The sequence below is a fragment of the Chryseomicrobium aureum genome (assembly GCF_043182735.1).
GTDB classification, from domain to species: Bacteria; Bacillota; Bacilli; order Bacillales_A; family Planococcaceae; genus Chryseomicrobium; species Chryseomicrobium aureum.
On the sequence record NZ_CP171117.1, the window covers coordinates 1,189,782 to 1,204,681 of the forward strand.

Annotated in this window: 20 protein-coding genes; all 20 read left to right on the forward strand. The window is 41.3% G+C overall.

Annotated elements, in window-relative coordinates; all coding sequences use genetic code 11:
- The first annotated feature begins 30 nt into the window (after nt 1-30).
- A complete protein-coding gene (locus tag ACF3OH_RS06305; protein WP_275580359.1) occupies nt 31-216 on the forward strand; it encodes a DUF2768 domain-containing protein in 186 nt (61 codons plus the stop codon).
- On the forward strand, nt 213-926 hold the full coding sequence (locus ACF3OH_RS06310) for a hypothetical protein (protein WP_392456413.1): 714 nt from the start codon (nt 213-215) through the stop codon (nt 924-926). Before ACF3OH_RS06305 ends, ACF3OH_RS06310 begins: the two co-directional genes overlap by 4 nt.
- Before the next feature lie 58 nt (nt 927-984).
- Nucleotides 985-1,215 (forward strand): hypothetical protein, encoded by a 231-nt coding sequence (locus tag ACF3OH_RS06315; protein ID WP_392456415.1) that lies wholly within the window; start codon nt 985-987, stop codon nt 1,213-1,215.
- Nucleotides 1,216-1,536: 321 nt separating this feature from the next.
- A complete protein-coding gene (locus tag ACF3OH_RS06320) occupies nt 1,537-1,809 on the forward strand; it encodes an HU family DNA-binding protein (RefSeq protein WP_094941762.1) in 273 nt (90 codons plus the stop codon).
- Nucleotides 1,810-1,932: 123 nt separating this feature from the next.
- Nucleotides 1,933-2,502: a GTP cyclohydrolase I FolE gene (gene folE / locus ACF3OH_RS06325; protein WP_204589148.1), complete on the forward strand. Its 570-nt coding sequence runs from the start codon at nt 1,933-1,935 to the stop codon at nt 2,500-2,502.
- Nucleotides 2,503-2,555: 53 nt separating this feature from the next.
- The gene (gene mtrB / locus ACF3OH_RS06330; protein ID WP_204589149.1) at nt 2,556-2,780 is read left to right on the forward strand and encodes a trp RNA-binding attenuation protein MtrB; all 225 of its coding nucleotides are present in this window, start codon (nt 2,556-2,558) and stop codon (nt 2,778-2,780) included.
- Between the two features lie 15 nt (nt 2,781-2,795).
- On the forward strand, nt 2,796-3,443 hold the full coding sequence (locus tag ACF3OH_RS06335; RefSeq protein ID WP_392456418.1) for a heptaprenyl diphosphate synthase component 1: 648 nt from the start codon (nt 2,796-2,798) through the stop codon (nt 3,441-3,443).
- 16 nt (nt 3,444-3,459) lie between these two features.
- Entirely contained in the window at nt 3,460-4,158 is a 699-nt protein-coding gene (locus ACF3OH_RS06340) for a demethylmenaquinone methyltransferase (protein ID WP_204589151.1), read from the forward strand.
- Between the two features lie 16 nt (nt 4,159-4,174).
- Nucleotides 4,175-5,149: a polyprenyl synthetase family protein gene (locus ACF3OH_RS06345; RefSeq protein ID WP_204589152.1), complete on the forward strand. Its 975-nt coding sequence runs from the start codon at nt 4,175-4,177 to the stop codon at nt 5,147-5,149.
- 67 nt (nt 5,150-5,216) lie between these two features.
- The gene (gene ndk, locus ACF3OH_RS06350) at nt 5,217-5,663 is read left to right on the forward strand and encodes a nucleoside-diphosphate kinase (protein WP_204589153.1); all 447 of its coding nucleotides are present in this window, start codon (nt 5,217-5,219) and stop codon (nt 5,661-5,663) included.
- 126 nt (nt 5,664-5,789) lie between these two features.
- Nucleotides 5,790-6,962, forward strand: a complete 1,173-nt coding sequence (aroC, locus tag ACF3OH_RS06355; protein ID WP_392456421.1) for a chorismate synthase — start codon at nt 5,790-5,792, stop codon at nt 6,960-6,962.
- 1 nt (nt 6,963) lies between these two features.
- Nucleotides 6,964-8,031 (forward strand): 3-dehydroquinate synthase, encoded by a 1,068-nt coding sequence (gene aroB, locus ACF3OH_RS06360; RefSeq protein ID WP_392456423.1) that lies wholly within the window; start codon nt 6,964-6,966, stop codon nt 8,029-8,031.
- A complete protein-coding gene (gene aroH, locus ACF3OH_RS06365; RefSeq protein WP_204589156.1) occupies nt 8,028-8,393 on the forward strand; it encodes a chorismate mutase in 366 nt (121 codons plus the stop codon). The genes aroB and aroH overlap by 4 nt, the downstream gene beginning before the upstream one ends.
- Before the next feature lie 9 nt (nt 8,394-8,402).
- Nucleotides 8,403-9,500: a histidinol-phosphate transaminase gene (gene hisC / locus ACF3OH_RS06370; protein WP_204589157.1), complete on the forward strand. Its 1,098-nt coding sequence runs from the start codon at nt 8,403-8,405 to the stop codon at nt 9,498-9,500.
- A 5-nt stretch (nt 9,501-9,505) separates the two neighbouring features.
- The gene (locus tag ACF3OH_RS06375; RefSeq protein ID WP_392456427.1) at nt 9,506-10,594 is read left to right on the forward strand and encodes a prephenate dehydrogenase; all 1,089 of its coding nucleotides are present in this window, start codon (nt 9,506-9,508) and stop codon (nt 10,592-10,594) included.
- Nucleotides 10,595-10,606: 12 nt separating this feature from the next.
- Complete coding sequence (gene aroA, locus ACF3OH_RS06380; protein WP_392456430.1) at nt 10,607-11,896, forward strand: 3-phosphoshikimate 1-carboxyvinyltransferase; 1,290 nt, start codon at nt 10,607-10,609, stop codon at nt 11,894-11,896.
- 64 nt (nt 11,897-11,960) lie between these two features.
- Nucleotides 11,961-13,205 (forward strand): tetratricopeptide repeat protein, encoded by a 1,245-nt coding sequence (locus tag ACF3OH_RS06385; protein WP_392456432.1) that lies wholly within the window; start codon nt 11,961-11,963, stop codon nt 13,203-13,205.
- A 12-nt stretch (nt 13,206-13,217) separates the two neighbouring features.
- Entirely contained in the window at nt 13,218-13,769 is a 552-nt protein-coding gene (locus ACF3OH_RS06390) for a ReoY family proteolytic degradation factor (protein WP_204589161.1), read from the forward strand.
- A complete protein-coding gene (locus ACF3OH_RS06395; protein WP_392456434.1) occupies nt 13,770-14,210 on the forward strand; it encodes a DUF2487 family protein in 441 nt (146 codons plus the stop codon).
- Between the two features lie 174 nt (nt 14,211-14,384).
- Nucleotides 14,385-14,891 carry a ubiquinol-cytochrome c reductase iron-sulfur subunit gene (locus tag ACF3OH_RS06400; RefSeq protein ID WP_392456437.1) on the forward strand — a complete coding sequence of 169 codons (507 nt, stop codon included), beginning with the start codon at nt 14,385-14,387 and terminating at the stop codon, nt 14,889-14,891.
- Nucleotides 14,892-14,900 lie beyond the last annotated feature (9 nt).

Here is a 14,900-nt window from a genome sequence, read left to right on the forward strand (position 1 = left end):
AGTGGGATTATCATGTCGTCATTAGACAAAATGTGGGTCTCTTTTGGATCAATGGGATTTATGTTTGTTGCGATGTTATTGATGTTATTTGTAAACACTAAAATTCAAAATAACTGGGTCGCTTGGCCAATCCGAATTGTGGCCTGGGTTTGTCTGCTGCTTGGTTTTGTCTCCATGCTATATATCATATTTAACCCAACACGAGGAACAGCATGATGAAACAAAAGCAGCTGTTTATCTATCTTATTGGTGCGATGCTCCTGCTATCAGCCTGTGGATTCCAAAGTGGCTACCAACCGGATAACGTCAATCCATATCCAGAGCAACTTGAACAAGTTCAAAGAGCGGTTGATCAGTACAGTGAGAACACTGGGGGATTATTGCCTATCAAGGAACGCGATCAAACGGTCGATCAATTTATCAAATATCCAGTAGATTTCATGAAAATCGTTCCTTCGATCATGGGACAAGTACCACCGAACTCTTTTGAAGCTGGAGGATTCTATCAATACATTATTTGGGATGTAGAGGAGAATCCTACTGTTAAACTTGTCGATCTTCGCGCCACAGATATCTTGCGGGATTTAAACTTTCGCCGCTCTATTAATGGATATGCGCCAATTGCTGAAACGTTAGCAGAAGGTGTCTATGCACTTGATTATGAAAAAATGGGATACTCGTCTGAAGTGACGGTACCAAGTCCATATTCCACCGCTCAATTGCCATTAGTGGCTATTGGAACGGGAGAAATTTTTATTGATTATTCACTTGAACTCAATTTGAAGTTGCAAGAACTCGATGAACCGGTTGAACCAGGTACAGATATTCGGGACTTGTTAATTGACGATTCACCGATTGTTCCTGCATATTCACTTCCATATACCGTGAATGAAGATAATGAACCAATTTTTATGTTGCCAGAATGATCCACAGGTCTACTGTGGGTCTTTTTTTCATAGTGTGAACTATGAAAGGGGGATGGCGATGAGCGCTCTCAATGAACTAGTGAAACGAACAAATGGAGATGGATATATAGGCGTCGTGGGACCAGTCCGCGTAGGCAAATCCACTTTGATTTCAAAATTACTTGAGCATTTAGTCCTCCCATCGATTGAAGAGGCCGAGCAAGAAATTGTGGCACAACTAAAATCACTTGGTAAGCCGTTTGTATTGTTGATTAATTCAGAATCACCTTTTTCAGAAGAAACGCAGTGATTGGTTGGACAAGTAAAACATCGGCTTGTAAGAACAATTGAAAAAATAGTGAAGCAAGAACAACAAGGATTGGTTTCATTTATTTTGTGAGAAGAAAGGAGCCTATACGGCTTCTTTTTTAGTTTCAATAAAAATATTATGGAAACTATTTGCGTATTTCCAAATGTTGTGCTTTCTTAAAATGCTGAATAGTCCCTCAGAAATATGCTCAAAATCCTTGTATAACAACGATTTGTGTAGCAAATTGAGTTGCATCCGTTATTTCGTTGTGATACTCTTTTTACAGATTGAATGTATCTTCCTTGAGAGGAGGTGAATGATGTGAATAAAACAGAATTAGTTAATGCTGTAGCAGAATCAGCTTCTCTTTCAAAGAAAGATGCTTCTAAAGCGGTTGATGCTGTATTTGAATCCATCCAATCTGCTCTTGCAGAAGGAAACAAAGTTCAATTAATCGGTTTTGGTAACTTTGAAGTGCGTGAGCGCGCGGCTCGTAAAGGTCGTAACCCACAAACAGGTAAAGAAATCGAAATCGCTGCTTCTAAGGTTCCTGCGTTCAAACCAGGGAAAGCACTTAAAGATGCAGTAAAATAATGGTCTACATAGAACAGCCCTAGTGGCTGTTCTTTTTATTTGCTCTAATTCAAGATATACAATTTCCCCATTACTACCCATTGTGTTAAGATTCTAATGATGAATGTACGAGGGGGAACCGCGATGACAACGGTCGATTTACATAAAATAGAGAATGCAGTAAAAATGATTTTAGAAGCTGTAGGAGAAGACCCTGCTCGTGAAGGTCTTATAGAAACACCTAAGCGAGTTGCCAAAATGTATGCGGAGATGTTTGAAGGTCTACATCAAGATCCAAAAGAATATTTTAAAACGATTTTTCATGAAGACCATGAAGAATTAGTGCTTGTAAAAGATATTCCGTTTCATTCGATGTGTGAACATCATTTGGTTCCTTTTTACGGGAAAGCGCATGTTGCCTATATTCCTCGTAACGGAGTTGTGACAGGTTTAAGTAAATTAGCGCGTGCTGTAGAAACGACAGCGAGACGTCCTCAATTACAAGAACGTATAACTTCTACAATTGCGGACAATATTATGGAAATGCTAAACCCTTACGGTGCATATGTCGTGATTGAGGCAGAACATATGTGTATGACAATGCGCGGAATTAAAAAACCAGGTGCTAAGACAATTACTGCTGTTGCACGTGGCGTTTTCCAAGAAGATGATGTAAAACGTGCGGAAATTCATTCCTTCATACAAATGTCCTAATTATTACGTTCTCTCTATGGTAAACTTAAGAAATACAGATAGGAGACATGACAATGGCGACTAATGAATTTATTGTAATTAAAGCTTTAGAAGATGGTGTGCATGTAATCGGGTTGACGCGTGGGACGGATACAAAGTTCCATCATTCAGAAAAGCTCGATACAGGAGAAGTCATGATTGCACAGTTCACAGACCACACATCTGCTGTAAAGATTCGTGGAAAAGCTGAAATTCAGACTGCTCATGGAGTTGCTGTTAGCGAGTCGAAATCAAAATAGTTGGTGGTCGTACAGATGACAAACATTTATCAAAAACAAGTAAACAATTGGCGTGACGATATAGCGAAGATTCTGTATCATCCGTCACTCGTTAAACATACAGGGGTACCCAAGCTAAATGACTTGCAGATGACCTCGTTGTTTTTACCTTTGTTAGTAGGTGAAAACGAAAAGGAACTTACTTCTTACTACGCAACAGCGATTATCTATATTGCGCTGTCAAGTCATGACGATGTTATAGAGCGAGGGACTTTAAACAAAAGTCAGCAGTTACAAGTACTTGCTGGAGATTATTATAGTGGTAAATATTATCAATTGTTATCCGTTGAAGGCAAAACAGAGCTGATTGGTCAGTTAACAAACTCTATTCGTCTTATGACAGAAGCACGCACACGGCTTCTTTGCGTAGACAAAACTTCAGAAGTGCAACGTTTAACTGCTTCTCAGACGATCGTGACTGCACCTACTCAAGCTCTTTTTCAACAACTAGGACTGACAAAGTATGTACCACTGGCAAAAACAATCGCTTTTTGCCAACTCCCGCAGATGGACGTTTCAGACCTACTGGGTCAGCTCGAGGCGTATGAACAACTACCCTCCGATTTAAAAATGTATATTCGGTCTCTACTTCAAGAACAAGTCGAACTAGAGACAAAATTGTAAGGATGAAGGTGGACTTATGGCCAAACAAAAAGAACAACGCGTGCATGAAGTCTTTGAAAAAATCTCTTCCAACTATGATTCCATGAATGCCGTAATTAGCTTTCAACAGCATAAAAAATGGCGTGAAGATACTATGGACGCTATGGCTGTTAAACCAGGATCTGCAGCTCTAGATGTATGCTGTGGAACGGCAGACTGGACAATTGCATTAGGGCAAGATGTTGGCGAATCAGGAAGAGTAGTTGGACTCGATTTTAGTCAAAACATGTTATCTGTCGGACGTGAAAAGACGGCACCTTTTTCTCAAATTGAATTGATTCATGGCAATGCTATGGAGCTTCCATTTGCAGATAATGAATTTGACTATGTCACAATCGGTTTTGGACTTCGCAACGTACCTGATTACAAAAAAGTATTAAGTGAAATGTACAGAGTGGTGAAACCTGGAGGTATGGTTGTTTGTTTAGAGACATCTCAACCGGATTCAAAACTATACAATAGCTTCTTTCGATTGTATTTCCGTTATATCATGCCGATATTTGGAAAGTTATTTGCAAAAAGTTACGATGAATATTCATGGTTACAAGAATCGCAAAAAGACTTTCCAAATAGACAAGCACTTACAGCACTATTTGAAGAAGTAGGATTTAAAAATGTGACAAGTAAGCCTTATAGTGGAGGAGCAGCAGCTCGGCATATCGGCTATAAGATGTAGTTAGGAATGGTATTGAGTGGACAAGTTGAAATTAAAAGCCTTATATGCCGATTTACGACCTGACCTAGATCAAGTCGAAAAAGAATTGATAACTTCTGTAGCATCCGACGCTCCACTGCTAACAGATGCTTCTTTGCATTTGCTCCAAGCAGGTGGAAAGCGAATTCGTCCTGTATTTGTATTGTTATCTGCGAAATTTGGGGACTTTTCTATTGAACGCATCAAACATGTAGCTGTACCTGTTGAATTGATCCATATGGCATCACTTGTACATGATGACGTAATCGATGATGCCGATACTAGACGGGGCAGACCAACAGTGAAGGCCGAATGGAACAATCGCATGGCCATGTATACAGGGGACTTCCTGTTTTCAAAAGCAATTGCTTCCCTTGCGAATATCGAAAAGCCATATGCTCACAAGTTACTTGCTGATACAATGGTCGAATTATGCATAGGTGAGATTGAACAAGTGGAAGATAAACGCTTATATGATTTGTCTGTGAAAGACTATTTGCGAAGAATTCGTCGTAAAACCGCTCTGTTGATTCGTGTATCCTGTGAACTTGGGGCGCTTGCTTCTGAAGTCGATGATAAGACACGCATTCATTTACGGAATTTTGGTTACTACGTAGGGATGTCCTTCCAGATTGTCGACGATATTTTAGATATTGTATCAACGGATGAAATGCTTGGAAAACCAGCGGGTAGTGATTTACTCCTCGGTAATATTACGTTACCGGTCGTCTATGCACGTGATGAGGCAAACGTTTCGAGATTATTAGCACGCATCGAACAAGGTGACACGACAGAAGAGACGCGACATGAACTCCTCACAGTTCTTCGTAAATCCGAAGGCTTAGAAAAAGCAAAACGACTGAGCAACTTGTATTTAGAGAAAGCAATGAACGAGATGCGTAGCCTTCCAAATAGCCCCGCTAAACGATCTTTGCAAAATATTGCTCTATTTATGAGTAAACGCAAATTTTAATTGAACTTCAGTCAAGACAATGGTACGATTTTAAACGTGTGAAACTTGATTTTAAGGAGCGACTAAAATGGAAAAAACATTTTTAATGGTAAAACCTGATGGCGTACAACGTAACCTTATTGGTGAAATCGTTGGCCGTTTTGAAAAGAAGGGCTTCCAACTTGTTGGGGCTAAATTAATGCAAATCCCAACTGAACTTGCTGAAGAGCACTACGGTGAGCACAAAGAGCGTCCTTTCTTTGGCGAATTAGTAGACTTTATCACTTCTGGACCAGTTTTCGCTATGGTTTGGGAAGGTGAGAATGTAATTTCAACTGCACGTCTTATGATGGGTGCTACAAACCCTAAAGATTCAGCTCCTGGAACAGTACGTGGAGACTTCGCAGTAACTGTTGGAAAAAATATCATTCACGGTTCAGATTCTGCTGAATCTGCTGAGCGTGAAATCGGTTTATTCTTTAAAGAAGAAGAGCTAGTTTCTTACACGAAATCTTCAAACGACTGGATTAACTAATCCGCTAAAAGACATCCATTTGGGTGTCTTTTTTTGTTTTTCTAGGTGTACACCATTTCAGATTCACGTATGATTGTGGTATAGTGAAAAACATATACTTTAGCACGTTGAAGGGAGAAAGTTATTTTGCGTTACTTAACTGCCGGAGAGTCACATGGACCTCAACTGACAACTATTATTGAAGGTTTACCTTCTCAACTTGAAATCTCAATTGAAAAATTAAATGATTCATTGCGTAGACGCCAGGGAGGACATGGGCGTGGACGACGTATGCAGATTGAAAAAGATTTAGTCGAAATCACAGCAGGTGTTCGTCACGGGAAATCTCTAGGGTCTCCTATTTGTTTGCAAGTGACAAATGATGATTGGAAACACTGGACACATATTATGGGTATTGAACCTCCAGAAGACGATACAGAAATGAAACGACAAATTTCTAGACCACGACCAGGACATGCAGATCTTGTCGGTGGGATTAAATACAACCACCGTGACCTTCGCAACGTTTTGGAACGTTCTTCAGCACGCGAAACTACTGTACGTGTTGCTGCTGGTGCGCTAGCAAAACAAATGCTAGAACAATTGGGTATTCACGTAACCGCGTATGTGACGACGATTGGGGGCATTCACGCCGACCGCTCTATTCCAGAAACACTTGAAGCTGCTGAAATCGCAGAGCGTGCAGCAGGTAACCCGGTCTACTGTTTGGATGAAGAAGTATCAAAACAGATGGTCGCTGCAATTGATGCTGCAAAAAAAGCCGGAGATACGATTGGTGGAGTCGTCGAAGTGCGTGTGACTGGAATGCCAGCAGGTGTTGGTAGCTATGTGCATTACGACTGTAAACTCGATGCTCGACTAGCATTTGCAATGATGAGTATTAATGCATTTAAAGGTGTAGAGCTTGGTCTAGGGTTTGAAATGGCCAATCTACCTGGTAGTCAAGTTCATGATCAGATTCGTTACAATGCACAAGATGGGTATACACGTGAGACCAATCGTCTTGGAGGAACAGAAGGTGGTATGTCTACAGGTATGCCATTAGTAGTTCGAGGCGTGATGAAACCAATTCCGACCTTGTACAAACCACTTGAGAGCGTAGATATCGATACAAAAGAAGTATTCAAAGCAAGTATTGAGCGCTCTGATGCCTGCGCTGTTCCGGCTGCTTCAGTCGTAGCGGAACATGTCATTGCTTGGGAAGTTGCCCAAGCGTTGTTAGAAACATTCCCTGCAGATCACCTAGATCAATTGCGAAATGCCGTCAATGAGCGACGTAAGGCTGCAAAGGAGTTTTAAAATGGAACTTACTATTCAAACAGCTAGTGCGGCTTATCCCGTTATTCTGCAAGAAGGGGCTATTCAGTCAATTTCAAACGTGTTGCCTGCTCAGTATGACAGATTGGTCGTATTTGCAGATCAGCATGTCTGGACTCTGCACGGAGAAGAATTTAAGCGACAGCTCGACTTGGAATTCAGTTTACATCTTGTTCGTGCGGGTGAGTCTGCAAAAACACTGACTCACTATGAGCAATCGATGACATTCCTACTTGAAAATGCTGTGTCAAGAAAGTCTGTGCTAATTGCATTTGGGGGAGGGGCTATCGGAGATTTTGCAGGATTTGTCGCAGCGACCTATATGAGAGGGATCCCCTTCATTCAAATCCCAACAACGATTCTTGCACACGATAGTGCGGTTGGAGGGAAGACAGGGATCAACCATAGTCTTGGAAAGAACATGATCGGAGCTTTTCATCAGCCTCTCGGTGTTTTGTACGATCCAACTTTTCTGAAAACTCTCCCAGATAGTGAAGTGCGTTCAGGTTTTTCAGAAGTTATTAAACACGCTTTCCTTTCAGATGGTACTTGGTCGAATCACCTCCAAACGATTACTTCTATCAATTCTCTACGCAAATTAGATTGGCAAGCCGAGCTAGCAAAAGGCATACAGGTAAAAGCAAAAATTGTGGAACAAGATGAGAAAGAGGCTTCTGTGCGGAAGTATCTCAATCTTGGCCATACTTATGGTCATGCCTTAGAAGCTCTTGCCGGTTTTGGTCGTCTGAAGCATGGAGAAGCCGTTGCGATTGGTCTTGTTGTAACGTTCTACTTGAGTGGCCTAGAGCAACTCGCGACGAATTGGTTTAAACAACTTTCAAAACTTGGCTACCCGCTAGAAGCTGTAACTCAGTTTTCTATAGAAGAAATTATCACGTATATTCGAAAAGATAAAAAAAATAGCGGCGAAGATATCCAATTTGTACTTTTACATGAAATTGGAAAACCGTATGTGAGCACCGTTCATGAAGAAGCAATACGATTGGCTCATGATCGTTTAGTAAACTTAGTAAAGGAGGAGCGAACATGATTAGAGGAGTGCGAGGAGCAACTACGATTCCAGCAGATCAGCCAGACCAAATTCTCATCGCTACTCAAGAACTTGCGATGGAGATGGCCCGTGTAAATTCTATTCAGGCTGAAGACGTTGCATCTGTAATTATTTCTACAACCCCTGATGTCATTTCGGCTTTTCCAGCAAAAGCCGTTCGTACGATTGAAGGGTGGGAGTATGTGCCCGTCATGTGCATGCATGAAATGTCTGTTGCAGAGAGTTTGCCACGATGCATTCGAATTATGATGCATGTCAATACAACAGTAGCTCAAAACCAAGTAGAACATATATACTTGAATGAGGCAGTGACATTGCGCCCAGACTTAGTGAAGAAATGAGGAATTGCAATGAAGTTTAAAAAACAATTAGCGGGTTTACAAGCGTACAAACCAGGAAGAACGATGGAAGAAGTAAAAAAGCAATTTGGTTTAAATCAAGTAATCAAACTTGCCTCTAATGAAAATCCACTAGGATCCTCTCCGAAAGTCCGTGAGTATCTAGCAACACAGTCCATCGACTTTGCCCTCTATCCAGATGGGTATGCGCAGACGATTCGCGATGCAGTTGCAGAACACTTGAATGTAAAACCGACACAACTGATCTTTGGGAACGGGTCGGATGAAGTGATTTTACTAATTGCGCGAGCACTTTTATCTCCAGAAGTGAATACGATTGCAGCGGATATCACGTTTAGTCAATATGCGCACAATGCCAAGATTGAAGGTGCAGATTTCATCGCAGTTGCTTTAAATGAGGATGGTACGCACGATCTAGAAACGATGCTTCAGAAGGTGACAGATCAAACTGCCGTTGTGTGGATTTGCAACCCGAATAATCCAACAGGTTCTTTGACGCCTTCATCCGCTATTTATTCGTTTCTTCAACAAGCACCAAAAGATGTTCTTGTCGTTGTAGATGAAGCCTATTTCGAGTATGTAGACGCAGAAGACTATATAAATCCAATACAGTGGCTTGAAGAATTCCCAAATCTGTTGATTTTACGCACATTCTCTAAAGCATATGGATTAGCAGCATTCCGTATCGGTTACGGAATTGGCTCAGAACAGGTGATTGCGCAATTAGAACCGACACGTGAACCGTTCAATAACACGACACTAAGTCAAGATGTGGCGCAAGTCGCTCTACAAGATCAACAGTTTATTGCACATACAGTAGAACAAAACAAACAAGAAAAACAGCGCTATGTGGCATTTTGTGAAAAGCACGGGCTACGATATTTTCCAACACAGACAAATTTTATATTGATTGATATAGAGCAAGATAGTGATGAAACTTTCCAGTATTTGATGTCGAAAGGATATATTGTACGTAGTGGGAATGCATTAGGACTTCCTGGAACACTGCGTATCACAATCGGCACACCTGAACAAAATAAAGGTCTTCTACAAGAATTAGAGCAATTAGTTTTAAAACAGAAAGTGTGATTGAAATGAAAACGTCAGTAGTTGTGGTAGGACTTGGGCTGATTGGTGGAAGCCTATCACTTGCACTACGAAGAAATACAGAGTGTCATGTGATAGGCTATGATGTCGACGCTAACACGGTCCGAACAGCACGAAGGCTCGATGTAATCGATGAAATGGCTTACTCACTTGCGCGATCCGTTCGTGAAGCGGATATTGTGATTTTAGCGACACCAGTGAACACGACGAAAGAATTGCTTCAAGAAGCTTTAAAATGGACGATGAAACCGGGTGCTTTTATAGTCGACACGGGGAGTACAAAAAAAGAAATTGTGGATCTTGCTAATGAATTAGAATTGCCGTTCATTGGTGGGCATCCAATGGCAGGTTCACATAAAAGTGGAATAGAGGCAGCCCGTGCTCATCTATTTGAGAATGCCTATTTTGTTTTATGTCCATCTAATCAAACTTCCAACGAACAGCTCGAGACATTCCAAAAGCTTCTTGCACCTTCAAAAGCGAAGGTGGTAAAAGTGACAGCGGAAGAGCATGACGAAATGACGGCGACAGTAAGCCATTTTCCACATCTTATTGCATCCTCACTTGTTCATCAGTTGGCAACAAAAGCGAAAAACCCTTTGACTAAGAGGCTAGCAGCAGGTGGATTTCGTGATACGACAAGGATTGCATCTGCGAATCCTGTCATGTGGCGAGATATTACATTGCAAAACCGAGATCAGTTATTAGATCAGCTAGACAGTTGGCTAGACGAGATGCAAAACGTGAGACAACTTGTAGCTACAGGGGACGCTGCAGCTATTGAAAACTACTATCTTGAAGCGAAACGAGAACGAGATATCTTACCGATTCATACACAAGGGGCACTTTACAGCACGTTTGACCTGTACATTGATGTACCCGATTATCCAGGGGTGATTTCTGAAGTAACAGGTTTGCTTGCATCCCATAAGATTAGTATTTTAAACATCCGTATTATTGAGACACGGGATGATTTGTTTGGTATTTTAGTGATTAGTTTACAGTCTGATGAAGATCGCGTGCGTGCGATGGAGTGTATTCATCAAGAAACAACCTATGAAACGTATATTGCGTAAGGAAGTGATAGTGTGAAGAGTTTACAACATACTGGTAGATTAAAAGGGACTCTTTCTATCCCTGGAGACAAATCCGTTTCTCACCGTTCAATTCTATTTGGAGCGATGGCAAAAGGTGTGACAACCGTTGAAGGTTTTTTACAAAGTGACGATTGCCTTAGCACTATTGACTGTGTGCGTAAGTTTGGTGTGGATGTCGCAGTAGAAGGCGAATCCGTCACAATAACAAGTGACGGAATTGAGAACTGGGTTGAGCCGGACACAATTTTGTATACAGGTAACTCAGGAACGACAACACGTCTTCTTTCAGGGGTGCTCGCATCGACAAATTTTGCTTCTGTGATGATTGGAGATGAGTCGATTCAAAAGCGCCCAATGAAACGGGTAACAGATCCACTTCGACAAATGGGCGCAGATATTATTGGTAGAAAAGGCGGTAATTTCACACCACTCGCTATTCAAGGTCGCGAACTCACCGCAATTGATTACCCGATGCCAGTCGCATCTGCACAAGTGAAATCAGCCATTCTTTTAGCAGGTATTCGTGCTGAGGGAACGACTATTATTACCGAACTTGAAAAAACTCGGGACCATACAGAAAAAATGTTGCGTCACTTTGGAGTGGAGCTTGATGAACAAGACAAAACCATTTCTTTACGGGGTGGACAAACACTGACACCGGCACACATCGTCGTACCAGGTGATATTTCCTCCGCCGCTTTTTGGCTTGTAGCAGGTGCGATCACCAAGGACTCTGAAGTGGAACTTGCGAACGTTGGCTTGAACCCGACGCGAGATGGTATTTTGGAAGTACTCAAAAATATGGGAGCTGACTTATCATTTGATTCAGCGGACTCTCCTTCTCACGAAGAAATTGGGACACTCAAGATTCGGACAAGTTCCTTACGTTCCACAGAAATTGGTGGAAGTCTAATTCCGCGTCTTATAGATGAGATTCCCATCATTGCGCTTCTAGCTACGCAAGCTGAAGGTACGACTATCATTCGTGATGCAGAAGAACTGAAAGTAAAAGAGACAAATCGAATAGATGCAGTTGTGACAGAGCTGAAAAAATTAGGTGCAGACATTGAATCAACGGAGGACGGTATGGTTATTACGGGTCCGACTCCTCTGACCGGTGGAAAAATAACAACGTACGGTGATCACCGAATTGGCATGATGGGGGCGATTGCTTCCCTACTAACATCGACTCCGATTGAGTTAGATGATCCAGAGTGCATTGCCGTAAGTTACCCTACATTTTTTGACCATTATTCAAAATTGACGGCAGACTCACATTAGAGTCTGTCTTCTTTTTGTTTTCTAGAAATTCGTGTAAACTAAAGGCAAGAAAGAAGTGATTGAAATGACATTAAATGAAATTCTCCGTCAAATCGAGACGGGTCAAAATGATTGGCAAGAACAATTAGAGACATATCTATTAAATGCAGAGCCAGATGAAATTTATCAAGCTTCTGAACAACTCGCAGCGTATGGTTTTGTTGAAGAAGCGATTCGTATGCTCGAGCATCTTGTCTACTTGTTCCCGGAAGAAGAACAGTTAAAAGTAGATCAAGCTATTTGGATGCTCGAGGTAGGTAGAGAAGAACAGGCACTCACAATTCTCCAGGAAATTCCACGACAGTCTGAAGTCTATCCACAAGTATTACTTGCAATGGCAGACTATTATCAAATGACGGGTCTTTATGAAGTAGCGGAACAAAAGTTAGAAGAAGCAACCAGGTTGATGCCTGATGAGCCACTTTTAAAACTTGCCAAGGCAGAACTAAAACGCGAGACAGGTCGATATTTGGAAGCAGCTCGTATCTATGAAGAAGTGTATCCACTCCGTTCAGAACTTCCACATATAGATTTGTCCCAAAAGTTAGCAGAAACCTATTCAGCAGGAGCTGCGTACGAAGAAGCGATTCCTTATTTTAAAGATTCTTTAGCACAGGGGGAAGCTCCTGATAAACTATTCCAATATGGGTATGCGTTGTTCCAAATCGGTGACTATAAAGCAGCGATTGAGCAATTAGACGAAGTACTCGCGGCAGACCCAGATTACTATTCAGCTTATTTATTATCTGCACAAGCTTATGGCATGCTCGAGGAGAACCAATCAGCTCTTGAAAGAATAGAACAAGGGATTGAAAAAGACTCTTTTGAAAAAGAGTATTATCTAGTTGCAGGGAAACTGGCACTTAAATTAGGCCAAGAAGATAAAGCACAACGCTACTTTAGTGAAGCGATTGCTCTTGATCCAGAATACATTGATGGCATTTTACACCTAGTCCACCTTTACATGCATCAAGAAGAGTATGAAGCTGTAGTTCAACTGGCAGCAGATGTTCAAGCAGATGGAGCAACATTGACTTCCCTCTATCCATTCTTGGCACAAAGTCATCATGAATTAGAAAATTATAATAAAGCATACGATTTCTATAAGCTCGCATACACTGAACAAAAAGAAGATGTCTATTTTCTTGAAAAATATGCATACTTCTTACTAGAAGAGGGGAAACGTAAAGAAGCGAAATCAGTCATTGAGCAACTGCTTAGTTTACATCCTCAAGCGGTAGAGTGGCGAGAAATGATAGATAACTTATAGGAGGGACTAGCTATGACTGCTTCGGTAACAGCAAATGAAAAGCGTGATTTTGTGAAATGGTTGCTGTCGAATTTTCAATTGAAGCGGCGTGAAAGCGTATGGATTTTAAATTACTTGGTGAGTCATGAAGAATTGCTTGAAAATGTTCATTTTGTTGAAGGGGTGGAACATTGTCCCCGTGGCATGATGATTTCGACTACGTCATCTACAGGTGCACCTTTCCGCTTCTATAAAGGAACAATCGTATCAGCAGATGCTGAAAAATCTTTTCATGATATGCGCTTACATCCAGATGAACCAATGTACATCGAGTTAAAATTCCCAGATAAGAAACGTATTCCCCAGTTCATTGCTGTGTTGGAAGACAACCCATTCTTGCCTATGAATGAAGAACTGAAAAAGATGGATCGAGTAACAGCAGATCAAGTGGTCGACAGCTCCTTAAAGCACTATCAACTGTTACAACTTGAAAAAGCAATTGATCGAGCACTTGATGCGCAAGACAGAGAGCTATTTGCTAGACTTTCTAAACACTATTATGAGTTGCAGTCGGAGGTTGACTAAATGTTTTATAACGGAAAAGACAGTACACAGTTCCTTCAACAAACAGATTTTATTGACACAGCTCTTGTACCCTTGATTTCAATTGGATTGAAAAAAGAGACGCTTCATAATGCAGCGTCTCAATCCGATTATGTGTTATCACTTGTGAATGCATTGGAGAATCAGTTTAAAGGGAGAGTTGTCGCTTTCCCTTCTTTTTGCTATGTCGAAGGACAAGAGAAAGAAGACCTGTATAGTAATTGGAAGCTAGCTTTTGAGAATTCACCATTTAAACATGTTTTATTTATCACTGGGGATTCAGAATGGCTAGCAATCGATGATTCTGTGCTGTGGACACCAACGATTCCATTGGATTCAATGGACGCAAAAATGAAAATGAAAATCTTGGATGATCAAGTGCGTCAAATCATTCCTCGTATCGCTGAAAAATGGTCTACATAACGGCATTTCTTTATTTTTCAATAGGATTCAACAAATGTTCACAAACTGTCGAATTCACCCCTAGCCAATATTGATTTTATTGCTAGGTTAAAGTATCATTGAACTGTCCTAGTATTATTTTATTCACGCAAGTATGTCCTTTGGACTGACCTTTACGTTAGAGGGGGGAAACCGATGAGCAACAACAAAGTAACAAGACGTCAATTTTTAAGCTATACGCTTACTGGAGTTGGCGGATTCATGGCTGCAGGTATGCTCATGCCAATGGTTCGTTTTGCAATTGACCCTGTTCTTCAGAAAAAAGATGGTGGAGACTTCGTTCTTACGGATCTACCTGTCGCTGATATTACTGAAGAACCGACTCGTGTCGATTTCAACTTCGAGCAAATTGATGCATGGTATTCATCAGAAGTAACGAGCACGGCATGGGTCTATAGAGATGGAGACACAATTGTTGCCTTATCTCCTATCTGTAAACACTTGGGATGTACAGTAGGCTGGGCGACTGACAGCGCACATCCAAATCGATTCTTCTGTGCTTGCCACGCAGGATTATATGAAAAGACTGGAAAGAACGTTCCAGGAACACCACCACGTGGTCCACTTGACATGTATGAAGTACGTGAAAGTGCAGATGGACTACTTGAGTTAGGTCCAGTTGTTCCGAATACATTAGTGTAATAAAGGGGG